Origin of the sequence: Streptomyces sp. NPDC048637, from assembly GCF_040650675.1 — a bacterium.
Lineage (GTDB): Bacteria > Actinomycetota > Actinomycetes > Streptomycetales > Streptomycetaceae > Streptomyces.
Window position 1 is genome coordinate 41,820 of sequence record NZ_JBEZHQ010000025.1, and the last position, 24,748, is coordinate 66,567.

Below are 24,748 nucleotides of genomic sequence, written 5' to 3' on the forward strand. Positions count from 1 at the left end.
GTCAGCTCGTACGGCCCTTGGAGTCGAAGAGCCGCATCCGGTCCAGGACGGCGTCCGCGGTCGGCGAGTGCAGCTCCTCGACGATCCGGCCGTCCGCGAGGAAGACCACCCGGTCCGCATAGCCAGCGGCGACCGGGTCATGGGTGACCATCACGACCGTCTGCTGCATCGCCTGCACCGACTCCCGCAGAAAGCCCAGCACTTCGGCGCCGGAGCGGGAGTCGAGGTTGCCGGTCGGCTCGTCCGCGAAGATGATCTCCGGCTGGGCGGCCAGCGCCCGGGCGACCGCGACCCGCTGCTGCTGGCCACCGGAGAGCTGCGCCGGCCGGTGCGCCAGGCGCCCGGACAGGCCGACGGTCTCGATGACGGCGCTGACCCATTCCCGGTCGGGCTTACGGCCCGCGATGTCCATGGGCAGCGTGATGTTCTCCAGCGCGGTCAGCGTCGGCAGCAGATTGAACGCCTGGAAGATGAAGCCGATCTTGTCCCGGCGCAGCCGCGTCAGCTGTCTGTCGTTCAGCGACGCCAGCTCCACGTCGCCGATCCGGGCCGAGCCGGACGAGATCGCGTCCAGACCGGCCATGCAGTGCATCAGCGTCGACTTGCCGGAGCCGGACGGGCCCATGATCGCGGTGAACTGGGCCTTGCCGAACTCGACCGAGACGGAATCCAGCGCGACCACACGGGTCTCCCCCTGGCCGTAGACCTTGCTCAGATCCGTGGCGCGGGCGGCGACGGCGGCGGTGGCGCGGGTGGGGGCGGGGGAACCGGGAAAACCCGGGAAGGCAGCCGCGTGGGTCACGGGGACTCCTGGAGAAGGAACGGAAGATTTCGACGTTCCTATTCTTGAATGCGCAGGTCAGCGTGGTCCTCACCCGCAGGGACCGAAAGCCCGACCGGCCGGAAGTGCTATCACCGGCCCCGGCGTAGTTCTCTGGACGGACAGCCCTCCGCCCAGCGGCTGACGGGAGCACTCAGGGCTGACGGCCGCGCTCAGGGCTGCGGCGGCATACCGGCCCGGGCCCAGAATTCCGCCACGATGCCGTCGAGAAGGGCGCGTCCCGCCCTGCCGGACTCCGCGGCGCTGTCCCCGTCGCCCCAGTGGAGCGTAGCGGTCATGGTCGCCTGATACTCGCCGTGCAGGCCCTGCAGGACGTCCTGGAGCTGCCGCTTGGGCAGCGGAACGAGCTTGCCCACCGGCCGGACGTAGGCCTGCCAGCGGGTGGTGGCGGCGCTGATCAGCAGCTCGGCCAGCTTCCCCTCCCGGCCGGTGAAGCGGAGCAGTGCGGGCAGCGGCAGCCGCAGCACCTCGGCGAGCGCCGCGGCCTGCCGGTCGTTGCCGGTCCATCTCCCGCCGTCCTCCAGACGCGCGTACGCGCCCGGGTCCATGCCGATGCGCCGCGCGAGGTCCGCCGGGGCGAGGCCGAGCGCCAGACGGTACTCGCGCAGGGTGCCCGGTGTACCGAGAAGCTCGCCCGGGGCGCACCACAGTGCGCCGGCCAGCGCGGTGAGTTCGGCCTCCGAGGGGCTGCTTTCCCCCCGTTCCCAGGAAGCCACCGTTTCGGGGGCTGTCCGCATTCCGAAGGCGGCCGCTATTCCATAGGCGACATGGGCGGGGGTCATGCCGAGGGCCTCGCGGAGCCGGCGGGCGGCCTCGGCGTCGAAAGGGGGCCGGCGGGGCTCCCCGGCTGGCGTGTTCACCGGCACACGGTAAGTGACGAAGTGCGGGCCCACCTATGGTGCGGATATCCAAGCCGGAACGTCGTAGGAAGCTACTAGCCAGCCGGTTTCCCGGTCCGGCCTCGGGCTTTCCGATGCTTCCGATGGCACATCCCCTCAGCCCTTCACGGCGCCACCGAGCGCAAAGCCGCCGCCGAGTCGTCCGGAAATCACGATGTACAGCACGACGACCGGTGTCGAGTACAGGATCGAGAATGCCGCCAGTTCGCCGAAGGCGATGGCACCGTAATTGCCGAAGAAATTGAAGATACTCACCGAGGCGGGCAGTTTCTCGGGGGAGAGCAGCAGCATGAAGGGGACGAAGAAGTTTCCCCACATCATGATGAAGGTGTAGATCGCGACGACGGCGACGCCGGGTCCCATCAGCGGCAGAATCACCCGCAGCAGGGTCTGCGGCCAGGAGGCGCCGTCCGTCCACGCGGCCTCCTCCAGGACCTTCGGCACCCCGTCCATGAAGTTCTTCATCAGCCAGATGGCGAACGGGAGTTGGGCGGCGGCCAGGAACAGCGCGGTGCCATACCGGGTGTCGATCAGATCGATCTGCACGAACAGCCCGTAGACCGGGACCATGACCGCGGTGACCGGCAGACAGGTGGCGAACAGGATGGTGAGCAGGTACGGGCGGGCGAGGCGCGAGCGGAAGCGGGACAGCGGATAGGCGGCCAGTGCCGCGCAGACCACCGTCAGCAGCGTCGCGCCGCCGCAGATCAGCAGGCTGTTGAGCATCGGGGTGAAGGTGATCTCGTCGGTCAGCACCGCCGAGAAGTTGTGCAGCGTCGGGGACCCGGGCAGCCGCACCCGCAGCGTCGCCTCCGCGTCCAGTGACGCCAGCACCAGCCACACCAGCGGCACCGCGAACGCCACCGCGGTGACCAGCAGCCCGGCGTCGGCGGCCAGCCGGTGGGGGCGCCCCCTGCGCGGAGCGCGTCGGGGAGCTCGGGGGAGGTGACGGCGGGGGAGCGGCACGGCTCAGACCTCCTCGCGCATCAGACGCAGAGAGACGACCGAGAACAGCGCCCCCACCAGCAGCAACAGCAGCGCCACCGCGGTGCCGTAGCCGATCAGGGACTTCAGGAACGCCTGGTCGTACATGAACACCGGCAGCGTCTGGCTGCGGTTGCCCGGACCGCCCCGGGTCATCACCCAGATCAGCCCGAAGACCGAGAGCGTCTGGAGGGTGTTGAGCATCAGATTGGTGCCGATGGAGCGGCGGATCATCGGGAGCGTGATGTGCCACAGCCGCCGCAGCCCGCCCGCCCCGTCGACCTCGGCGGACTCGGTGACCTCCTGGGGGATCCCGGCCAGCGCCGCGGAGTAGATCAGCATCGAGAAGGCGGTACCGCGCCAGACGTTGGCGAACGACACGGCCATGATGGGCAGCGTGAACAGCCAGTTCTGGGCGGGCAGGTGGAGCCACTCCAGCAGGGCGTTGAGGGTGCCGCGCCGCTCGAAGAAGGTGTAGAGCAAGAAGCCCGCCACGATCTCCGGGAGCACCCAGGCGGTGATCACCATCGCACCCGTCAGGGCCCGTACGGGCCGGGTGGCGCGGCGCATCAGGCCGGCCAGCGCCAGGCCCAGGGTGTTCTGCCCGACGAGCGAGGAGAGCACGGTGAACACCAGGGTCAGCACCACGGCGTTGCGGAAGGCCGGATCGCCGAAGGCCTGGCGGAAGTTGGCCGCCCCGACGAAGGACGCCGACTCCTGGCCGGTCAGCTGGGTGTCGGTGAAGGCGATGAGGACGCAGTAGCCGATCGGGCCGGCGAGGAAGAGCAGCAGCAGGACGGTGGCCGGGGCCAGCGGGGACCAGCGCAGCAGCCGGGTGCGGAGGCCGCCGGCCGGACGGGCGCCGGGCGTCCGGGCGCGGGCCGCGGCCCTGGCGACGGCGCCGGTCATGGCTTGGCGACGGTCCGGCCGCCGACCAGGGACGTCAGTGCCGCGTCATAGTCCGCGGCCGCCTTGCCCGGCGAGGAGTCATCGGCGGTCACCGCCTCCATCGCCTCGCCGATCGCCGCGGCCACCCTGGGGTACTCGGGCAGCGCGGGCCGGTAGCGGCTGATCCTGACCAGGCCGGTGAAGAAGCCGACGCCGGGCACCGACCTCCGGTAGCGGGGGTCGGCCGCGACGTCCTTGCGCACCGCGATCTGGGCACCCCGTACGCACCATGCGAGGGCGTTCGGCTTCGACTGGAAGGTCTCGATCAACTTCCAGGCCAGATCGGGCTGCTGGGCCTTCTGCGGCACCGACCAGGTCCAGCCGCCGGCCAGGCTGACCCTGCCGGGCGGGGCGCCGTGCTGGGTGGGGAACGGCGCCTGCCCCAGTGTGGCCGACCACTCGGGCCAGGGGTTGCCGCCGCCCGTCTTCTGCCACTGCTGCCCCAGCCAGGAGCCGTCGAGGTCGATGGCGAGCTTCTCCTCGGGCAGCAGCTCGGTGGCCACATTGGTCTGGATGTTGGGGCTCAGCGCATCGGAGACATCGGGCCCGAGCCGCTCCTTGTAGACCGTGTCGAGGAAGGCCAGGCTGTCCTTGAAGCCCTGGGTGCCGGTGACCCACTTCTTCGTGGCCGGGTCGTAGAGCTGGTGCTCGCCGGTGCCGTACAGCAGCATCTCGAAGCCCTGCATCACGGCGGCCTCGCCCGCGCCCTTGCCGGTGAAGACGTTCAGCGGGATGACGCCGGGGACCTTGCGCTGGACCGTGCGGGCCGCGGCCAGCACCTCGTCCCAGTCCTTGGGCCGCCAGTCGGCCGGCAGCCCGGCCTTCTGGAAGATCTTCTTGTTGAACCACAGTCCGCGGGTGTCCGTACCGTCGGGGACGCCGTAGGTCCTGCCGTCCTGCCCCCTGGCCGCGGCCTTCGCGGCGGGCTCGAACTGCCGCCAGTCGTCCCAGGTACGGAGGTGGCCGTCCAGCGGCCGCAACAGCCCCGCGGTGATATCGGAGTTGACCAGGAAGGTGTCCTCGTAGACCAGGTCAGGTGCGGTCCGCGGGGAGCGCATCATCTGCTGGATCTTGGTGTAGTAGTCGTTCTCGGACGCCTGGATCGGGATGAGCCGGACCTTCTTGCCGGGATTGGCCTTCTCGAACTGCCGGGCCACGAGCCGGACATAGTCGTCCCGGACGGTGACCCTGCTGTTGGTGTCCTTGATGAAGGCGACCTTGACAGTGTCGGTGTCGCTCCCGGACCCGCTGCCGCAGGCGGTGAGCGTGCCGGCGGCCACGACGGTGGCGGCGAGAAACCTCAGCGGGGCGGTGGGGCGCACGGCACGACCTCCAACTAGCCACGGTGTCCTGCCTGCTGAAAGTAAGTCACCGGTCACAGTGGGTCAATGGCCCGACCAGCGATAGCGCAATTCGGGGCGGCCGACCTGGCCGTACTGGGGGGCGCGGGCGGCCCGGCCGCTCTCCACGAGATGTTCCAGATAACGGCGGGCGGTGATCCGTGAGATGCCCACGTCGGCGGCCGCCTCGGTCGCCGTCAGCCCGCTCCCGGCGGCCCGCAGCACCGTGGTCACCGCCTGCAGGGTGGCCGCGGTCAGCCCCTTGGGCAGCGCGGCCGGACGCGGCGCGCGCAGGGCGGCGATCGCCCGGTCCACCTCGTCCTGCCCGCTGGCCTCGCCGGTGGCGGCCCGGAACTCCGCATAGCGGGTGAGCCGGTCGCGCAGGGTGGCGAAGGTGAACGGCTTCAGGACGTACTGCACCACACCGAGCGAGACGCCCTCGCGCACCATCGCCAGATCCCGGGCGGAGGTGACCGCGATGATGTCGGCGGTGTGCCCGGCCGCGCGCAGCGTCCGCACCAGCTGCAGTCCGTGGCCGTCGGGCAGGTAGAGATCGAGCAGCAGCAGATCGACGGCGTGCTGTTCGAGGTGGCGGCGGGCATCGGCGCCGGAGTGCACGGTGCCGGAGACGGTGAAGCCGGGCACCCGCCCGACGTACAGGGCGTGGGCGTCGGCCGCGACCGGATCGTCCTCGACGACGAGGACCCGGATGTCGGCGGGGGTCACCGCAACCATCCTCTCGCGGCCGGGCGGACCGCGCAGGGCGGCGCCCCGCTCATGTCGTGGCCCCCGCCCGCAGCGGCAGCCGTACGGTGAACCGGGCACCGCCCTCCGGTGCCCGGTCCAGTGTGACGGTGCCGCCGTTGCGGCGTACCGCCTGCTGGACCAGGGCCAGGCCCAGACCGCGGCCCCGGGCGGGTGCGCCCGTGCTCGGCTTGGTGGTCCAGCCGCGGCGGAAGATCTCCTCGGCGGCGTCCGCGGCCACCCCCGGCCCGTTGTCCGCCACCCGCAGCAGCAGCTCGCCCCCGGCGGCCCGCGCGGTGACCTGTACCCGTGGCGGCTCGTCGGGGTCGTGTTCCTGGGTGGGCGCGGCGGCGTCGAGGGCGTTGTCGAGGAGGTTGCCCAGCACGGTGACCAGATCGCGGGCCGGCAGACCGGGCGGCAGCAGCCCGTCGTCGATCCGGCTGTCGGGCGTCAGAATCAGTGCGACACCACGCTCGTTGGCCTGTGCCGCCTTGCCGAGCAGCAGCGCGGCGAGCACCGGCTCGGCGACCGCGCCGACGACCTGGTCGGTCAGCGCCTGCGCCAGCTCCAGCTCCGCGGTGGCGAACTCCACGGCCTCCTCGGCCCGCCCCAGCTCGATCAGCGAGACCACGGTGTGCAGCCGGTTGGCGGCCTCGTGGGCCTGTGAGCGCAGCGCCTCGGTGAAGCCGCGTACCGAGTCCAACTCCCCGGTGAGCGCCTGGAGTTCGGTGTGATCGCGCAGGGTGACGACGCTGCCGCGCCGCTCACCGCCGGAGACCGGCGCGGAGTTGACGACCAGCACCCGCTCGCTGGTCAGCTGCAGTTCGTCGACCCGCGGGCCGGACGCCAGCAGCGCCTCGGTCAGCGGCTCCGGCAGCCCCAGCTCCGTGACGCGGCGGCCCACCGCGTCGTCGGACAGCCCCAGCAGCTCCCGCCCGCCGTCGTTGATCAGGGCGACCCTGCGCTGCCCGTCGAGCATCAGCAGGCCCTCGCGCACGGCGTGCAGCGCGGCCTGGTGGTAGTCGTGCATCCGGCTGAGCTCCTGGGCGTTCATCCCGTGGGTGTGCCGCCGCAGCCGGTCGTTGATCACATACGTCCCCAGCCCGCCGAGCGCCAGCGCCGCGGCGGCCACGCCCATCAACGCGAGCACCTGGTCACGCAGTTGCGCACTGATGGTCTCGATGGTGATCCCGGAGCTGACCAGCGCCGTGATCCGGTCGCCGCGCCGGGGATCCCGGACCGGCGCGACGACCCGTACGGACGGCCCGAGCACGCCCAGGTGAGTCTCCGGGAAGATCTTGCCGCGCAGCGCCGGTCCGGTGTGCCCCAGGTACTTCTTGCCGATCGCGGACGGCTCGGGGTGCGTCCAGCGGGTCCCGTCCGGCGCCATCACCACCACGAAGTCGACGCCCGCGTCGCGCCGCAGCCGTTCGCTGTACGGCTGGAGCGCGGCCGTCGGGTCCTTGGTGCGGGCCGCCGCCACGACCGCCGGGGAGTCGGCGACGGCGGTGGCCGCCGCGGTCGCCTGCCGGCGCGCGGTCTCCTCCGCCTGCCGGCCGGCGCTGACGTACGCGAAGACGGCGCAGCCCATTACGACCGCCGCCACCAGCACGACCTGCATGGCGAAGAGCTGCCCGGCGAGGCTGCGGGGGCCGCGCAGCCGGCGGGGCGGCCGGGGTCGGGGGAGTCGCATGCTGAACAGTCTGCATGGTTACCGCAGAACCGTCTGCACGGTCACTTTTACGTGAACGAAATGTACGTAAGGGTGACGCGCGCCACAGCGGCGTGCATAGTCGCCGGGACTTGTTGTGTGACAGAGCCGCAGATCAGCGCACAGCCGTAGACCGAGGAGGCAGCCGTGGCTGCACAGACCCCGCCGTCCGGGGGCACCACCGGGGAGACCGCGCCGGTGAAGCGGGACCGGACCCATTTCCTCTACATCGCCGTGATCGGGGCGGTCCTGCTCGGTATCGTCGTGGGCTTCGCCGCCCCCGGTGTCGCCGTCCAGCTCAAGCCGCTCGGCACCGGGTTCGTGAACCTGATCAAGATGATGATCTCGCCGGTCATCTTCTGCACCATCGTGCTGGGCGTCGGCTCGGTGCGGAAGGCCGCCAAGGTCGGCGCGGTCGGCGGGCTGGCCCTCGGCTACTTCATGGTGATGTCCACCGTCGCGCTGGCCATCGGCCTGGTCGTCGGCAATCTGCTGGACCCCGGGTCCGGCCTCCATCTGACCGAGACCGTCAAGCACGCCGGGCACGCCCAGACCGAGGGCGGCGGGGAGTCGCTGCCCGATTTCCTGCTCGGCATGATCCCCAAGACGCTGGTCTCCGCCTTCACCCAGGGTGAGGTGCTCCAGACGCTGCTGGTGGCGCTGCTGGTCGGCTTCGGTCTGCAGGCGCTGGGCTCGGCGGGCGAGCCGGTGCTGCGCGGTGTCGGGCACCTCCAGAAGCTGGTCTTCCGGGTCCTGGCCATGATCATGTGGGCGGCGCCGGTGGGTGCCTTCGGCGCCATCGCGGCGGTGGTCGGCGAGACCGGCCTGGACGCGCTGAAGTCGCTGGCCGTCATCATGGTCGGCTTCTACGTCACCTGTCTGCTGTTCGTGATCGTGGTGCTCGGTGCGCTGCTCCGGCTGGTCGCCGGCGTCAATATCTTCCTGCTGCTGAAGTACCTCGCCCGGGAGTTCCTGCTGATCCTGTCCACCTCCTCCTCGGAGTCGGCGCTGCCCCGGCTGATCGCGAAGATGGAGCACCTGGGCGTCAGCAAGCCGGTGGTCGGCATCACCGTCCCCACCGGCTACAGCTTCAACCTCGACGGCACCGCCATCTACCTGACGATGTCCTCGCTGTTCGTGGCCGAGGCGATGGGCAAGCCGCTCCCGCTCGGCCAGCAGATCTCGCTGCTGGTGTTCATGGTCATCGCGTCGAAGGGGGCGGCCGGGGTCACCGGCGCGGGCCTGGCGACGCTGGCCGGCGGTCTGCAGTCGCACCGCCCCGAACTGGTCGACGGCGTCGGCCTGATCGTCGGCATCGACCGCTTCATGAGCGAGGCGCGCGCCCTGACCAACTTCGCCGGCAACGCGGTGGCCACCGTGCTGATCGGCACCTGGACCAAGGAGATCAACAAGGCCCGGGTGGCGGAAGTGCTCGCCGGGCAGGTGCCGTTCGACGAGAAGACGCTGGTCGACGACGCAGCCGCCGAGCCGGTCCCCGCGGAGGTCATCGCGCCGCGGAACGGCGGTTTGGAGAAGACGTCCGCCAAGGCCTGACCCAGGGCCGCAGGAGGGGGGAAGGGGCGGGTGCCGGAAACGGTACCCACCCCTTCCCCGCATCCTGCGGCGATCGCCCGTGCGGGGGCTCAGGACGGTCGTAGCCAGAGGGTGGCCAGCGGGGGGAGCACGAGGGAGACGGACACGGCGCGGCCGTTCCGGGGGATCGGTTCGGCCTTGAGGACGCCGGGGTTGCCGACGCCGCTGCCGCCGTAGCGCGGGTCATCGGTGTTGAGGACCTCGCGCCAGGCGGGGAGGTCGTCGGGGACGCCGAGCCGGTAGGCCTGGCGGACGACGGGGGAGAAGTTGGTGACGGAGAGCAGAGGGGAGCGGTCGGCGGCGAAGCGCAGGAAGGGGAAGACATTGTCCTCGCTCGCCTCGCCGTCGATCCAGGAGAAGCCGGCCGGATCGGTGTCGCGTTCCCACAGCGCGGGCGTGGCGGCGTAATGGCGGTTCAGCTCGCGCACCAGATCGCGTACGCCCCGGTGGTCCGGCTCCGCCCCGTACGAGGGATCGAGCAGCCACCAGTCCGGTCCATGGCTCTCCGCCCACTCCGCGCCCTGGGCGAACTCCTGCCCCATGAAGAGGAGTTGCTTGCCCGGGTGGGCCCACATGAAGCCGAGGTAGGCCCGGTGATCGGCGCGCTGCTGCCACCAGTCACCGGGCATCTTCGACACCAGTGCGCGCTTGCCGTGCACCACCTCGTCATGGGAGATCGGCAGCACATAGTTCTCGGAGTAGGCGTAGATCATGGAGAAGGTCATCTCGCCGTGGTGGTACTTCCGGTGCACCGGCTCCTTGGAGACATAGCCGAGGGAGTCGTGCATCCAGCCCATGTTCCACTTCAGGCCGAAGCCCAGTCCGCCGAAGCCGCCGGGCCCGGCATGATGCGTGGCGCGGGTGACGCCGTCCCAGGCGGTGGACTCCTCGGCGATGGTGACGACCCCGGGGCAGCGGCGGTAGACCGTCGCATTCATCTCCTGGAGGAAGGCGACCGCATCGAGGTTCTCCCGGCCGCCGTGGACGTTCGGCGTCCAGCCGCCGTCCTCGCGGGAGTAGTCGAGATAGAGCATCGAGGCGACGGCGTCCACCCGGAGACCGTCGATATGGAACTCCTCGCACCAGTAGACGGCGTTGGCGACAAGGAAGTTACGGACCTCGGTGCGGCCGTAGTCGAACTCCAGGGTGCCCCAGTCCGGGTGTGCGGCCCGTGCCGGATCCTGCGGCTCGTAGAGCGGGCGGCCGTCGAACTCCGCCAGTGCCCAGTCGTCGCGCGGGAAGTGCGCCGGCACCCAGTCCATCAGTACCCCGATGCCGGCCCGGTGCAGCGCGTCGATCAGGAACCTGAAGTCGTCCGGGGTGCCCATCCTGGCGGTGGGCGCGTAGAACCCGGTCACCTGATAGCCCCAGGAGCCGCCGAACGGGTGCTCGGAGACCGGCATGAACTCGACGTGGGTGAAGCCCAGATCCTTGACGTAGGCGGGGAGCTGACCGGCCAGCTGGCGGTAGGTGAGGCCGGGACGCCAGGAGGGGAGATGCACCTCGTAGACGGAGAACGGGGCCTCGTGCACGGGGCGCGCGCCGCGCCGGGCCATCCAGCCGGCGTCGTTCCAGTGGTAGTGCGACGCCTCCACGACCGAGGCGGTCGCCGGCGGGCACTCGGTCCGCCGGGCCATCGGGTCGGCGCGTACGGTCCTGGAGCCGTCCGGCCGGGTGATCTCGAACTTGTACAGTTCGCCCTCGCCGAGGCCCGGGAGGAAGAGCTCCCAGACGCCGGACGAGCCCAGCGAGCGCATCGGGAAGCCGGTGCCGTCCCAGTAGTTGAAGTCGCCGACGACCCGGACGCCCTGGGCGTTGGGAGCCCAGACCGTGAAGCGGGTGCCGGTCACCCCCTGGTGCTCCATGATCCGCGCGCCGAGCGCCTGCCACAGCTGCTCGTGCCGGCCCTCGCCGAACAGATGCAGATCCAGCTCGCCGAGCGCGGGCAGAAAGCGATAGGGGTCCCGCACGGTCTCGGTGTGGTCGCCGTAGTCGACCAGCAGCTCGTAGTCCGGGGCGGTGCGCAGCGGCAGCACCCCGGCGAACAGCCCGTCCCCCTCGGCGGGCAGATCGGCGCGCAGCCCCTTCGCCAGGACGGTGACGCCCTTCGCATACGGCCGCAGGACCCGGATGAGCAGCCCGCCGCGTACGGGGTGGGCGCCGAGCAGGCCGTGCGGATCGTGCTGCGCACCGCCCAGCAGCCGGCCGCGGTCCTCGTCGGACAGCGGCGCGGCGGCCCGGACCCCGTGGCTGCCGTGCGGCCGTTCCGTGCGGGGCGGGCCCGCGGCCCCGGCTGTCCGGCCGGGCGGGGCGGCCGCGTCCCGGAGGCCGGGCGGCCGGGCGGCGAAGGTGGCACCGGCGGTGCTTCCTCCCGTCGTCGCGGCACCGGTGGCCGGCGGCCGGGGCGTGGCCGGGTGGCCGGACCGCCCCGCCGCCCGGTCGTCGCCTGCGCCCCGGGCGGGCGCGGCGCCGGGTGCGGTGGGATGGGACGGTGGGAGTCCGGTGGGGCGGGACGGCGGGAGTCCGGAGGGGGACGGCGACATCATTCCGGCCGGGGTGGGTGCGGGTGACGGAGATCCGGAGGGGGATGGCGGCGTCATTCCGGCCGGGGTGGGGTTGGGTGATGGAGATCCGGAGGGGGATGGCGGCGTCATTCCGGCCGGGGTGGGGTTGGGTGACGGGCGGGCGGTCACGAGAGGGGCCTCCTCGGGGCGGGGCATGGTCGGATCAGGGGCGGACGGGCGGCGGTGCGGCGGCGGCCCCTCACCCCCGGCCGTCGGGCCCGGCGGGCCCGGACGGGCCGGTCCCGTCCACCCCCACGGCCCGCTCCCCGCTCGCCGCCAGGCGCCGGATGGCGGCCATCGGGACGGCCAGCCAGTCGGGCCGGTGCCGGGCCTCGTAGAGCACTTCGTAGACGGCCTTGTCGGTCTCATAGGCGCGCATCAGTTCGGGCGCGGAGCGCGGATCGAGCCCGCCGGCCTCCGCATATCCCAGGCAGTAGGCGTCGCGGGTGCGCCGCGCCCACTCCAGGGACCAGGGGTCGCCGCCCGCCGGGCCGCTGCGCGCGGCGTAGTCGAACGAGCGCAGCATCGCCGCGACATCGCGCACCGCGGGCTGCAGCCGGCGCCGCTCGGCCAGCGGACGGGCCGGTTCACCCTCGAAGTCGATCAGCGACCAGCGGCCCTCGTCGGCGGAGCGCAGTGTCTGGCCCAGGTGCAGATCGCCGTGGATGCGCTGGGCGGCCCAGCTGCGGCCGTCGTGGCCGATTGCGGCCAGCGCGTCGAAGGCGGTCCGCAGCCGGGCCCGGTAGGGCTGCAGCACGGGCACGGCGCGGGCGGTGGCCGCCAGCCGCTCGTTCATCTGGGCGGCGATCACCTCCAGCTGCGGGCGGCGCAGCTCGGTGGCCGGCAGCGTCTGGGCGAGCGCGGTGTGCACCTCGGCGGTGGCATGGCCCAGCGCCCGCGCCGAGCCGGTGAAGTCGGCGCGTACGGCCAGCGCGTTCAGCGCCAGCTGCCAGCCGTCCGCCGAGCCGGGCAGGAAGGGCTGCAGCACGCCCAGTGTCGTCGGCTCGCCGCCCTCGTCGGGGGCCGCCGACTCGAACCATGCCGCGGGCGCGGGCACCCGCGCGCACTTGGCGTCCGCGAGCGCCCGCGGCAGCTCCAGATCCGGGTTGATGCCCGGCTCGACCCGCCGGAAGACCTTCAGGATGAAGGAATCGCCGTAGACGATCGAGGAGTTGGACTGCTCGACGGCGATCGGCCGGCCCGGCAGCCCGGAAGGGATGACGGCATCGGGCTCACGGCAGAAGCGCAGCGCGCCGAGCCGGCCCGGGACGCGCAGCCGCTCCAGCAGCAGCCCGCACAGCCGGCTGTCGAGCAGTGCGTCATAGACGGTGCGGCCGCGCAGCGGACCGCCGCCGGGACGCCCGATCGCCGCGGGCGCCAGCTGGGGCGGTGGCGCCGGATGTACCCCCAGCAGGAGCTGATAGCAGTCGCCCCCGGACGGCGTACGGCTCGGTGGTGCGCTCTGCTGGGCGCGGACGAGCAGTTGCAGCAGGCCCGGTGCGGTGCCGTCGGCGGTGCACGGCAGCAGCTCGGTCGCCGAGAGCAGCGTGAAGCCGGTGATCAGCCGTCCCTTGCCGGCGAACCAGCGCTGGCGTGGCACCCACTCGGCGAGCAGGGGAGCCAGCGAGGACAGCAGATCGGGGGCGGAGACGAGCGGGCGGCGATCAGGGGTGTTTCGGGTGGCACGGGTCGAGGCGGTGTCCGACATGGCGTCGCGTCCTTTCCCCGGGCACACGACATATAGGGCAAAGTGTCCCGGAATGCGGCCTTGACTGTGCGGCGGCGCGGTGGGGGTACCCCCAGACGGAGTCCGGGGAGTACCGGGCGAGATCGCCCGTACGGCAGCGGTCTTCCGGCGTGCGCTGCTCCGCTGCGCGGCGGTCTCTCTCCCGAGCCGGGGGGACCGACGATGGCTCACCCGGCCCGTGCGGTAGTAGGGAGACTGCCCGAGCGAAAGGTCAGAAAACGCCCGTACGCGCCGTGCGGCCGCGTACGGGCGTCGTCCCGGCGCCCGTGCCCGGTCAGGGCACCGGCTAACCCGCGTTTCTGCGCAGCCGGAACCAGTAGAACCCGTGGCCCGCGAGGGTCAGCAGATACGGCAGCTCCCCGATGGCCGGGAAGCGGACCCCGCCGATGAGTTCCACCGGATGGCGGCCGCTGAACGACCGCAGGTCCAGCTCCGTGGGCTGGGCGAAGCGCGAGAAGTTGTGCACGCACAGCACCAGGTCGTCGTCCGCCCCGCCGGTGCCCGGCGACTCCCGCAGGAAGGCCAGCACCGCCGGATTCGTGGAGGACAGCTCGGTATAGCTGCCGAGCCCGAACGCCGGATTCTGCTTACGGATCTCGATCATCCGCCGGGTCCAGTGCAGCAGCGAGGAGGGCGAACTCATCGCGGCCTCGACATTGGTGACCTGGTAGCCGTAGACGGGATCCATGATGGTCGGCAGGAAGAGCCGGCCCGGGTCGCAGGAGGAGAAGCCGGCGTTGCGGTCCGGCGTCCACTGCATCGGGGTGCGCACTGCGTCCCGGTCGCCGAGCCAGATGTTGTCGCCCATACCGATCTCGTCGCCGTAATAGAGAATCGGCGAGCCCGGCAGGGACAGCAGCAGGGCCGTGAAGAGCTCGATCTGGTTGCGGTCGTTGTCGAGCAGCGGGGCCAGTCGCCGGCGGATACCGATATTGGCGCGCATCCGCGGGTCCTTGGCGTACTCCGCGTACATGTAGTCGCGCTCTTCGTCCGTGACCATTTCGAGGGTCAGCTCGTCGTGGTTGCGCAGGAAGACGCCCCACTGGCAGCCGGACGGAATCGCCGGGGTCTTGGCGAGGATTTCCGAGACCGGATAGCGCGATTCGCGCCGCACCGCCATGAAGATGCGCGGCATGACCGGGAAGTGGAAGGCCATATGGCATTCGTCGCCGCCGACGCCGTAATCGCCGAAGTAGTCGACGACATCCTCCGGCCATTGATTGGCCTCGGCCAGCAGCACGGTGTCCGGGTAGTGCGCGTCGATCTCCGCGCGGACCCGCTTGAGGAAGGCGTGCGAGGCGGGCAGATTCTCGCAGTTGGTGCCCTCCTCGGCGTAGAGGTACGGCACCGCGTCCAGCCGGAAGCCGTCGATTCCCAGGTCGAGCCAGAACCGCAGGGCGGAGATCATCTCCTCCTGGACCGCCGGGTTCTCATAGTTGAGATCCGGCTGGTGGGAGAAGAAACGGTGCCAGTAGTACTGCTTGCGGACCGGGTCGAAGGTCCAGTTGGAGGCCTCGGTGTCGACGAAGATGATGCGGGCATCGGCGTACTGCTTGTCGTCGTCGGCCCAGACGTAATAGTCGCCGTACGGCCCTTCGGGGTCGGTGCGCGATTCCTGGAACCACGGGTGCTGGTCGCTGGTGTGGTTCATCACCATGTCGATGATGACCCGCATACCGCGATGGTGTGCGGCGTCCACGAATTCCACGAAGTCGGCCAGATCGCCGAATTCGGGGAGCACGGCGGTATAGTCGGCGACATCGTAACCGCCGTCCCGCAGCGGGGATTTGAAGAACGGCGGCAGCCAGAGGCAGTCCACCCCCAGCCATTGCAGATAGTCGAGCTTGGCCGTGATGCCCTTGAGGTCGCCGATTCCGTCGCCATTGCTGTCCTGGAAGGAGCGCACCAGGACTTCGTAGAAAACGGCCCGTTTGAACCAGTCGGGATCGCGGTCCTTCGCCGGGGTGTCCTCGAACGTGTCGGGGACAGGCTCATTGACGATCAATTGGGTGACCCTCCGATCGGTGAGGACGGTCGCAGCGACAGCACATGGGCGGGCGCCAGTGAGCGGCCCGGCTCCAGGCGCACATAGTTGTCCCTGCCCCAGTGGTAGGTATCGCCGGTGAGCTCGTCGCGCACCGGGAAGGACTCGTGCCGGCCGAGGCCGAGTTCCGGCATGTCCAACGACACCGTCGCCTCGTGGGTGTGGTGCGGGTCGAGGTTGACCACCGTGAGCACCGTGTCGGCCCGGTCGCCGTGCCCCTCGTGCTTGGAGTAGGCGATGACGGCCTCGTTGTCGACGTGGTGGAAACGCAGATTGCGCAGCTGCTGCAGGGCAGGGTGCCGGCGGCGGATGCGGTTGAGCGCGGTGATCAGGGGGGCGAGGGTGCGCCCTTCCCTGGCCGCCGCATCCCAGTCGCGCGGCCTGAGTTGGTACTTCTCCGAGTCGAGGTACTCCTCGCTGCCGCGGCGTACCGGCGTCGACTCGCAGAGCTCATATCCGGCATAGACGCCCCAGGTGGGGGCGAGGGTGGCGGCCAGTACGGCGCGTACCTCGAAGGCGGGGCGGCCGCCCTCCTGGAGGTAGGCGTGCAGGATGTCCGGGGTGTTCACAAAGAAATTGGGCCGCAGGTAGGAGGCGCTGCTGCCGGTCAGCTCGGTGAGGTAGTCGGTCAGCTCCTGCTTGGTGTTGCGCCAGGTGAAGTACGTGTACGACTGGTGGAAGCCGATCCGGGCGAGGGTGTGCAGCATGGCGGGGCGGGTGAACGCCTCGGCGAGGAAGAGCACGTCCGGATCGGTGCGGTTGATCTCGCCGATCACCTTCTCCCAGAAGGCCACCGGCTTGGTGTGGGGGTTGTCCACCCGGAAGATCCGTACGCCCTTGGCCATCCAGAAGCGCAGCAGGCGTTCGGTCTCGCGGACCAGCCCGCGGAAGTCGGTGTCGAAGGCGAGGGGGTAGATGTCCTGGTACTTCTTCGGCGGGTTCTCGGCGTAGGCGATCGAGCCGTCCGCGCGGTGGTGGAACCACTGGGGGTGCAGGGTGACCCAGGGGTGGTCCGGTGAGCACTGCAGCGCGAAGTCCAGGGCCACCTCCATCCGCAGGTCACGGGCGGTGCGGACGAAGTGCGCGAAGTCGTCGAAGGTGCCCAGGTCCGGATGGAGGGCATCATGGCCGCCGGCCGGTGAGCCGATGGCCCAGGGGGAGCCGACATCGTCCGGGCCGGCCGACAGCGCATTGTTGGGGCCCTTGCGGAAGGCGGTGCCGATGGGGTGGACGGGCGGGAGATAGACCACGTCGAAGCCCATGGCGGCGACGGCCGGCAGCCGCTCGGCGGCGGTGCGCAGGGTGCCGCTCACGGCCGTGCCGTCCGTGGTGACGGCGGCGCCCTCGGAGCGCGGGAAGAGCTCGTACCACGACCCGTACAGGGCCCGCCGGCGCTCGACGACCAGCGGCATCGGGCGCGAGACGGTGAGCAGTTCGCGCAGCGGATGGCGCGCCAGCGCCTCGGTGACCTGGGGGGAGAGCGCGGCGGCCAGCCGGGTCGCGGCGGGCAGCCCGGCGTTGCGCAGCGCGTCCACGGCGGCGAGCACCGCCTCGCGCCCGTCGCTCTTGGGGACCTCCGCGGCCGCCCGCTCATGGAGCTCGGCGCCCTCGGCGAGCATCAGCTCGGTGTCGATCCCCGCAGGGATCTTGATGGCGGCATGCCGCCGCCAGGTGGTGACCGGATCGGACCAGGCCTCGACGGTGAACGTCCAGCGGCCCTCGACGGCGGGGGTGACCTCGGCGCTCCACCGGTCGGAGCCGGGAGCCCGCTCCTGCATCGGTGTCCAGGGGCCGCAGCGGCCCGCCGGGTTGCGCAGCACCACATTCGCCGCGACGGCGTCATGCCCTTCACGGAAGACGGTGGCCGAGACCTCGAAGGTCTCACCCACCACGGCCTTCGCCGGGCGGCGGCCGCAATCGATCTGCGGGCGGATGTCCAGAACAGGAATGCGACCGATCATGGGCTCACCTGGGCTTGTGATGCTTTGCGGGGTTTTGTCCTTTGTATCCGCTTTACCGCGGGCGGACCGGGTGCGGGCATCGGTGCTCCTGTCCGCTTTCACTCGGCTGGCGGATGGCACGGCGGGGCGGGTCGGTGCTCCGCCGGCCTCCGGTCGGTGGTTCCCCCGATGAATCCTGTGCGGGTGTGCGGTGCGGGTGACGGGCGTACCCGAGAACCTCTCCCGCGGGCGACGGCCGGGAAATCGGGCGGAAGGCTGCCCACCGGTCCGTCATCCCGGTTCCGCCGCGGCCCGGCGGACGCCTTCCCGCCCCCGCGCGGGCGACTGCGGCGCTGCGCTGACACGGTCGGCGTTCGCCTCCTCAACTCGGTCTGATCACAGCGGAGTTGCGGTGTGCGGATGTCCGGTGCCGCGCCGGGGCCCATCGGCGCCACACCGCAGCCTCTCTCCAGGAGGTGGTCCGTACAAGAGCGCATGAGGGGGTGGAATCGGCCATATCGGCGGACGCGCCGGTAGGCCGGCAGGGAGGGCCTCGGGACGGGCGTCGCAGCGCTCAACCACCGCGCAGATCAGGCAAGTTGACGCTGCCCGAGCTGCCCGAGCTGCCCGAGCTGCCCGAGCTGCCCGAGCTGCCCGAGCTGCCCGAGCTGTGGGGCCGGGGGCGGCCTGTGGGAAGACGCCCGCTAGCGGTCCCGGCGGTGCACCACGCTCTTCTTGGCCAGCCGGTCGTCATCGCTGAAGCAGAGCTCGTAGGCGGTGTCGGAGCCGGCCCGGACGCTGTAGTACACACAGGTCCAGTCGTGCGGGGGCGGCGGGGTGCCGTCCGGCGGGGCGTCCAGGGTGAAGAACGGCAGCAGGGTCTCCACCCGGGAGCGGTCGGCGCCGAGGTGGAGTGCCGCGTAGCGCCACCGCTCCAGCACCGTCCAGGAGGGGCTGACCAGGTGATAGGTGCTGCTCAGCGCCACCAGGGCCGCCAGCAGCGCCAGCGGGATCACCACCGTCTGCCGGAGCCGGCGCTGCACCTGCCGCTGGGCGTGCGCCAACTCCCGTTCCGCCGCGGTGGGTTCGGGTTGCTCGAAGGGTTCCGGCGGGGCGCCGCCGGCCGTCGGCAGCCGCGCCGAGACCGTGAAGCCGCCCTCCGGGGTGGGCCCGGACCGCAGTGCGCCGCCCGCCAGCCGTACCCGCTCGGCCAGTCCCACCAGCCCGCTGCCGCCGGAGACCGGATCCGCCGCCGGTCCGGCCGGTTGTGCGGTGTTGGCCACGGTGACCCGCAGCTGCCCGGAGGCCTGTCCGATCCGCACCCGGACGGCCGTACCGGGGGCGTGTTTGGCGGCATTCGTCAGCGCCTCCTGGACCACGCGGTGCAGGGCGTGTCCGGTCATGGCCGGGAGCACGGCGGCCCCGGTGCCGTCCGCCTGCTCCAGAGCCACCGTCATCCCGGACGCCCGCGCCCGGTCCACCAGCCGTGCCACGCTCTCGTCGGCCGGTACCCGGGGCGCGCTCTCGTCTTCCGTGCGCAGCACGCCGATGATCTCCCGCAGCCGTTCGGTCGCCGTCCCGGCGGCGGCCCGCAGCTCACCGGCCGCCGCCTGGCGGTCCGCGTCCAGCCGCGGATCGACCTCCAGCGCCCCGGCCCGCAGGGCGATCAGGGCCAGGTCGTGGCCGAGGGAGTCATGCATGTCGCCGGCGATCCGGGTGCGTTCGCGCAGCCGGGTGCGATCGGCGACGGCCTGCTGTTCGCGCTCCATCCGCTCGGCGAGCTGCCAGCCGGTGCGGGCCAGTTCGGCGTACTGCCGGCGGTAGCGGCCCAGCAGCCACGGCAGCATCACATTGAGCAGCAGCGTCAGCAGCAGGGAGAACCACGGCCACACCGTGCGGCCCACCACCGCGGCCAACGGCAGCCCGCCGGCCGCCACACCGGAGAAGAACCACAGTGCGGGGCGGGCCCGGGGCATCCGGACACCGGCCAGATAGCCGAACACGGCCAGCGCGGCGCAGTAGGCGACGGTGAACAGATCCAGCGAGATCACCAGGCTCGGCACGATCGGCAGCGCCAGCGCCGTCAGCGGCCGGCGCCGGTGCAGCAGCACACAGACGCCGAGCAGCGGGAAGGCGGCCGCGGTGGCCCACGGCTGGGTGCGGGCCAGGGAGCCGAAGGCGAGAGCCGGCGGACCGCACACCACAAGCCAGAGCACCAGCCCTGGGGCGTGCGCGCGCAACTGCCGGGCATCCGGGCGCTTCCACGGCGTCATGACGCGGGGACCAGGCCCGCCTCGTAGGCGAGGATCGCCGCCTGGACGCGGTTCTTGAAGCCCAGCCGGGCGAGGATCGCGCTGACATACGCCTTGGCGGTGCCCTCGACCAGGAACAGCCGCTGGGCGATCTCCGCGTTGGACAGTCCGGCGCCGACCAGCCCGAGCACCTCGCGCTCCCGCCCGGTCAGCTCGGCGACCCGGGCGCGGGCGGCCACCCCGCGGCCCAACTGCCCGGCTCCCAGGTGCGAGATGACGCGCCGGGCGACGGACGGCGAGAGACAGGCGCCGCCCTCGGCGACGGCCCGGACCCCGGCGATCAGCTCCCGCGGATCGCCGGACTTGAGCAGAAAACCGGCCGCGCCCGAGGCGAGGGCGCCGGCGATGTACTCGTCCTCGGAGAACGTCGTCAGCATCACGACGGCGGTTTCGGGCAGTGCCCTGGCCAGCTCCGCGGCGGCGCCGAGGCCGTCCAGCCGCGGCATGCGGATGTCCAGCAGACAGACGTCGGGCCGGTGCCGGAGCGCCTGGTCGATCGTCTCGCGGCCGTCGGCGGCCTCCGCGACGACCTCGATATCGGGTGCCGCGCCGAGGATCGCGCGCACCCCGGCCCGCATCAGCGTCTCGTCGTCGGCCAGCAGCACTCTGGTCTTCTGATGCATCAGGACCCCCGTCACGCGCGAAGGCGGTGCCCGGAAGGTCTCCGGACACCGCCCGCTTCGGGGTTACGTTACCCCGGGACGATCAGCACGTTCCCGCTCGTTGCGTCACTTGACGGCGACACCGGTCCAAGCGGCCTCGACGCCCTTGACCTCCGGGCTGCCGGCCTTGTACAGGTCGGTGGCGGCCTTGACGGTCGCCTCGCGCGCGGCCTTGTAGTCGGTGTTCGAGGTCATGTACTCGGTCAGGGCCTTGAACCAGATCTTCTCGGCCTTGTCCCGGCCGATGCCCTCGACCTTCTTGCCGTCCGCCGTCGGGCTGTCGTACTTGACGCCACCGATCTCCTTCGCGCCGCTGCCCTCGGACAGCAGGTAGAAGAAGTGGTTGGCGACACCCGAGGAGTAGTGCGGGTCGAGACCGCCGGTCTTGGAGTCCCAGTTGTCCTGCGACTGACCGTCCTTGGACGGCTTGTCCATGTAGCGCAGCGGGGTACCGTCACCGTTGATGTCGATCTTCTCGCCGATGAGGTAGTCGCCCGGGTCCTTCTCGCTCTTGGCGTAGAACTCGGCCGAGGTCCCGAAGATGTCCGAGGTGCCCTCGTTCAGGCCGCCGGACTCACCGCTGTAGGTGAGGTTGGCGGTGGCGGAGGTGACACCGTGCGACATCTCGTGCGCCGCGACGTCCAGCGCGGTCAGCGGGGCCTTGTCGCCCTCGCCGTCGCCGTACGTCATGCAGAAGCAGCTGTCGTCCCAGAAGGCGTTGACGTAGCTCTTGCCGTAGTGGACCCGGGAAGAGGCGCCCTTGCCGTCGCCCTTGATGCCGCTGCGGCCGTGCACCTTCTTGTAGTAGTCCCAGGTCACGCCCGCACCGTAGTGCGCGTCGACGGCGGCGGTCTGCGGGTCGTCCGGCTTGCCGGTGCCCCACTTGTCGTCCTCGTCGGTGAAGGGCTTGCCGTCGCCGGACTCGCTGTTCTCCAGGTTGGTGGTCTTGTGGCCACCGCGTTCCTTGTCGGTCAGCGTGAAGCCGTTGCCCTCCTTGGAGGTGCCCAGCTCGACGCTGCCGCTGTACTCGCTCTCGCCCTTGCCGGTACGGATCTCGTCGTACTGGAACAGCTTCTTGCCGCTGTTGGCGTCGGTGATGACGTGCATCCGGCTGGGGGTGCCGTCCTTCTTCACGCCCTTGACGACGGTGTCGTAGGCGAGGACGGGGGTGCCGGAGGCGGCCCAGACGACCTTCTTGGGCGCCTGCGCGTCGGCCTTCTTCGCGCTGAGCGACTTCGCCGCGGTGCCCTGCGCCGACTGCGCGGCGGTGGTCGCGGCGATCTTCGCCGTGGTGGAGGCCACCTTGACCGACTTGCCGGTCGACTTGGTGGTGCTCTTGACCGCGCCGCCCTTGGCGGTGTGCACGATCATGTCGCCGCCCAGCACCGGCAGGCCGGCGTAGGTGCGGTCGTAGCGGGTGTGCGTGGTGCCGTCGGCGTCCTTGATGACGTCCTTGACGACCAGCTTCTCCTGCGCGCCCAGGCCCAGCTTCTTGGCGGTCTGCGCCTTGGTGGCGCTCGCGTCGCGCAGCAGTTCCGCGCGGTGCGAGGCGCTGAGCTTGAGGGGCGAAGCGTCCGGCGTGGGGGCCGGGGCGGGGGAGGCGCCGGCGGTACCTGCGGTGATGCCGGCGGCCAGGAGGGCGGCGACGGCGAATGAGGTACCGATGACACGAGTCTTACGGGATATGCGGGGGGTCACGCGTGCTCCTTCAACTTTGCCAAGTGGTGGGGGTGCAAAGCGATGCGGGTGTGACGTGCGTTCGGGAAGACTGCCATTCGAACGCGTGCATGTCAGGAGGGTGTTCGGAGATTGGCTGAAAAGTGTCCGTAGAGAGGTGAGCGCCGTCCGTATAACGGAGCAGGGCGCCGCCCCCGTATTCCCGGGAACGACGCCCAACGCGCTTGCCCCTTGCGGCAGTTGTGCGGTGGCGTGATCTGTCGATCCGCCTATGTCACATGCAGGTGACGGCTGAGTGCTGCCGGAAGGTCAGAAGGTCAGCTTCCAGCCGTTGATGTAGCCCGAGTCCTGTGCGTAGATGTCCTGGACCCGCAGCTTCCATGTGCCGCTCGCCTTCTCCGAGGAGGCGTTGACGGTGTACGTGGTCTTCACGTTGGCCGCCGAGTCGAACGCGCTGGCGTTCTTCATCCGGTAGGCCGTGCCGTCCGGGGCGATCAGGTCCACGACCAGGTCACCGCGGTAGGTGTGCACGATGTCCACCGCGACCTTCAGCGTGCTCGGTGCGTTGCCGCTGCGGCCGACGTTGATCGGCGAGGTGACCGCCGATCCCGCGTCCGGGATCTGCACATCGTCGGCGTTCTCGAAGACATTGCCGCCGCCGGCCGGGTTGACCGTCCAGGTGAAGGCGGTGGTACCGGTCTTCTTCGCGGCGTCGGTGACCGTGACCGTGACGTTCGCGGTGCCGGCCGTGGTCGGCGTACCGGAGATCAGACCGGTGGTCGCGTTGATCGACAGCCCGGCGGGCAGCCCGGTCGCCGCGTACGACAGCGCACCCGCGGTGCCGCTGCTCGCCTTGATCTGGAGGCTCGCCGCCTGGCCCACGGTGCTGGTCTGGCTGCCCGGGTTGGTGACGGAGACCGCGCCGCTGTCCGGGACGCGGGCGCCGACGTTGACCGCCGCCCAGGTGTTGGCGACCGTGTTGTACGAGGCGCTGCCCTCACCGAACAGATCGGCGGCGGCCTTGAGGGTGGCGGTGCGGGCGGCCGCGTAGTTGGTGTTGGCGCTCATGTACTGGCTGAGTGCCTTGAACCAGACCTTCTCGGCGTTGGCCCGGCCGATGCCCGGGACCGGCAGGTTGTCGAAGGTCGGGCTGTCGTAGTGGACGCCGCCGATGTCCTTCGGGCCGCTGCCCTCGGACAGCAGGTAGAAGAAGTGGTTGGCGACACCGGACGAGTAGTGCACGTCCTTGTTGCCGACGTTGCTCGACCAGTAGTCGGCCGACGCACCGTCCTTGGACGGCTTGTCCATGTAGCGCAGCGGGGTGCCGTCGCCGTTGATGTCGATCTTCTCGCCGATGAGGTAGTCACCGGGGTCGGAGGTGTTGTTGGCGTAGAACTCGACCGAGGTCCCGAAGATGTCCGAGGTCGCCTCGTTGAGGCCGCCGGACTCCCCGCTGTAGGTGAGGTCGGCGGTGGCCGCGGTGACACCGTGCGACATCTCGTGGCCGGCCACGTCGATGGACGTCAGCGGGGCGGAGTTGCCGCTGCCGTCGCCGTACGTCATGCAGAAGCAGCCGTCGTCCCAGAAGGCGTTGACGTAGCTGTTGCCGTAGTGCACCCGGGAGTAGGCGCCCACGCCGTCGCCCTTGATGCCGCTGCGGCCGTGCACGTTCTTGTAGTAGTCCCAGGTCACCTGGGCACCGAAGGCCGCGTCGGCACCCGCCGTCTGGGCGTTCTGCGGGGTGCCGTCACCCCAGGTGTCGTCGGCGTCGGTGAACAGCGTGCCGGTCCCGGAGGAACCGTGCTTGAGGTCGTAGGTCTTGTGGTTGCCGCGGGTGGGGTCGGTCAGCGAGAAGTTCGGCGCCGAGCCCGACGAGCCGACGGTGACCTTGCCGCTGTACTGGGTGTTGCCGACGCCGTTCTCGATCCCCTGGTACTCGAAGATCTTGGCGCCGGTGGTGGTGTCCGTGATGACATGCAGCTGGTTGGGGGTGCCGTCGTCCTGGAGCCCGCCGACCACCGTCTCGTACGCGAGCAGCGGCTTGCCGTCGGCGACCCAGACCACCTTGCGCGGTGCCTTCGCGGCCTCGGTCTTCTTCGACCCGAGCGCCTGCGCCGCCTTGACGGCCTTCGCCTCGGCCGTGGCGGGCTGCACCTTCGCGGTGGTGCTCGCGACCTTCAGCTTGGAGCGCACGGCCTTGGTGACGCCCTGGAGTGTGCCGCCCTTGCTCTCGTGCACCACGAGGTCACCGCCGAGGACGGGCAGTCCGTCGTAGGTGCGCTCATAGCGGGTGTGAACGGTGCCGTCGACATCCTTCGAGACGTCCTTGACGACCAGCTTCTCCTTCGCGCCGAGCTTCAGCTGCCGCGCGGTCCCGGCGGTGGTGGCGCCGGCTGCCCGTATCAACTCCGCACGCTGGGACGGGGACAGCTTGGCCGGCAGTGCGCCGGGATCGGGGGTGGCATGCGTGGTGCCCGGCCGCGGGGCGGCCGCCGTGCCGGTTCCGGCCTGAACGCCGACGGCCAGCATCGCCGTGACGGCGACCAGTGCGCCGGTCGCAACGGCGCGTCCATGGGGGGTGCGTCTCACACTGACTCCTTCTGCGGTGGCCGCCACGTGATGCTGCGGCCGAGGGGGACCGGGCGGCGAAGCGGCCGTCCGGGCAGAGCGAGGCAGAACTCTTGGAGCGTGTGGGGGGAGACGTACGCGAGGTGCTGGGTGTGCGGGTGGAACGGATGGTGC

The 24,748-nt window shown here is 71.0% G+C and carries 16 protein-coding genes; 1 reads left to right on the forward strand and 15 read right to left on the reverse strand.

Features of this window, described 5'->3' with window-relative positions:
• Position 1: 1 nt before the first annotated feature.
• The 7 genes from AB0C46_RS27030 to AB0C46_RS27060 all read right to left on the reverse strand — a co-directional run bounded on the left by AB0C46_RS27030 (position 2) and on the right by AB0C46_RS27060 (position 7,449).
• Positions 2–802 carry an ABC transporter ATP-binding protein gene (locus tag AB0C46_RS27030; RefSeq protein WP_362830897.1) on the reverse strand — a complete coding sequence of 267 codons (801 nt, stop codon included), beginning with the start codon at positions 800–802 and terminating at the stop codon, positions 2–4.
• A 191-nt stretch (positions 803–993) separates the two neighbouring features.
• Positions 994–1,707: a helix-turn-helix transcriptional regulator gene (locus tag AB0C46_RS27035; RefSeq protein ID WP_362830898.1), complete on the reverse strand. Its 714-nt coding sequence runs from the start codon at positions 1,705–1,707 to the stop codon at positions 994–996.
• 129 nt (positions 1,708–1,836) lie between these two features.
• The gene (locus AB0C46_RS27040; RefSeq protein ID WP_362830995.1) at positions 1,837–2,637 is read right to left on the reverse strand and encodes a carbohydrate ABC transporter permease; all 801 of its coding nucleotides are present in this window, start codon (positions 2,635–2,637) and stop codon (positions 1,837–1,839) included.
• Positions 2,638–2,709: 72 nt separating this feature from the next.
• Positions 2,710–3,633, reverse strand: coding sequence for a sugar ABC transporter permease (locus tag AB0C46_RS27045; RefSeq protein WP_362830899.1), 924 nt, complete (start codon positions 3,631–3,633; stop codon positions 2,710–2,712).
• Positions 3,630–4,994 (reverse strand): extracellular solute-binding protein, encoded by a 1,365-nt coding sequence (locus AB0C46_RS27050; protein WP_362830901.1) that lies wholly within the window; start codon positions 4,992–4,994, stop codon positions 3,630–3,632. The genes AB0C46_RS27045 and AB0C46_RS27050 overlap by 4 nt, the downstream gene beginning before the upstream one ends.
• Positions 4,995–5,057: 63 nt before the next feature.
• Complete coding sequence (locus tag AB0C46_RS27055; RefSeq protein ID WP_362830902.1) at positions 5,058–5,747, reverse strand: response regulator; 690 nt, start codon at positions 5,745–5,747, stop codon at positions 5,058–5,060.
• 40 nt (positions 5,748–5,787) lie between these two features.
• The gene (locus AB0C46_RS27060) at positions 5,788–7,449 is read right to left on the reverse strand and encodes a sensor histidine kinase (RefSeq protein WP_362830903.1); all 1,662 of its coding nucleotides are present in this window, start codon (positions 7,447–7,449) and stop codon (positions 5,788–5,790) included.
• 165 nt (positions 7,450–7,614) lie between these two features.
• Between AB0C46_RS27060 and AB0C46_RS27065 the strand changes: the two genes are divergently transcribed.
• Positions 7,615–9,021, forward strand: coding sequence for a cation:dicarboxylase symporter family transporter (locus tag AB0C46_RS27065; protein WP_362830904.1), 1,407 nt, complete (start codon positions 7,615–7,617; stop codon positions 9,019–9,021).
• A gap of 89 nt (positions 9,022–9,110) precedes the next feature.
• Here the strand turns inward: AB0C46_RS27065 and glgB are convergent, their stop codons facing one another.
• The 8 genes from glgB to AB0C46_RS27105 all read right to left on the reverse strand — a co-directional run bounded on the left by glgB (position 9,111) and on the right by AB0C46_RS27105 (position 24,595).
• The gene (gene glgB, locus AB0C46_RS27070; protein ID WP_362830905.1) at positions 9,111–11,606 is read right to left on the reverse strand and encodes a 1,4-alpha-glucan branching enzyme; all 2,496 of its coding nucleotides are present in this window, start codon (positions 11,604–11,606) and stop codon (positions 9,111–9,113) included.
• Positions 11,607–11,823: 217 nt separating this feature from the next.
• Entirely contained in the window at positions 11,824–13,332 is a 1,509-nt protein-coding gene (locus AB0C46_RS27075) for a phosphotransferase (protein ID WP_362830907.1), read from the reverse strand.
• Between the two features lie 325 nt (positions 13,333–13,657).
• Positions 13,658–15,376, reverse strand: coding sequence for a maltose alpha-D-glucosyltransferase (gene treS / locus AB0C46_RS27080; RefSeq protein ID WP_362830908.1), 1,719 nt, complete (start codon positions 15,374–15,376; stop codon positions 13,658–13,660).
• Positions 15,373–17,376, reverse strand: coding sequence for an alpha-1,4-glucan--maltose-1-phosphate maltosyltransferase (locus AB0C46_RS27085; RefSeq protein WP_362830909.1), 2,004 nt, complete (start codon positions 17,374–17,376; stop codon positions 15,373–15,375). The genes treS and AB0C46_RS27085 overlap by 4 nt, the downstream gene beginning before the upstream one ends.
• 683 nt (positions 17,377–18,059) lie before the next feature.
• Positions 18,060–19,628, reverse strand: a complete 1,569-nt coding sequence (locus tag AB0C46_RS27090) for a histidine kinase (RefSeq protein ID WP_362830910.1) — start codon at positions 19,626–19,628, stop codon at positions 18,060–18,062.
• On the reverse strand, positions 19,625–20,290 hold the full coding sequence (locus AB0C46_RS27095) for a response regulator transcription factor (protein ID WP_362830911.1): 666 nt from the start codon (positions 20,288–20,290) through the stop codon (positions 19,625–19,627). The genes AB0C46_RS27090 and AB0C46_RS27095 overlap by 4 nt, the downstream gene beginning before the upstream one ends.
• Before the next feature lie 105 nt (positions 20,291–20,395).
• Positions 20,396–22,027 carry a M4 family metallopeptidase gene (locus AB0C46_RS27100; RefSeq protein ID WP_362830913.1) on the reverse strand — a complete coding sequence of 544 codons (1,632 nt, stop codon included), beginning with the start codon at positions 22,025–22,027 and terminating at the stop codon, positions 20,396–20,398.
• Between the two features lie 288 nt (positions 22,028–22,315).
• On the reverse strand, positions 22,316–24,595 hold the full coding sequence (locus AB0C46_RS27105) for a M4 family metallopeptidase (RefSeq protein ID WP_362830914.1): 2,280 nt from the start codon (positions 24,593–24,595) through the stop codon (positions 22,316–22,318).
• Positions 24,596–24,748: the final 153 nt, after the last annotated feature.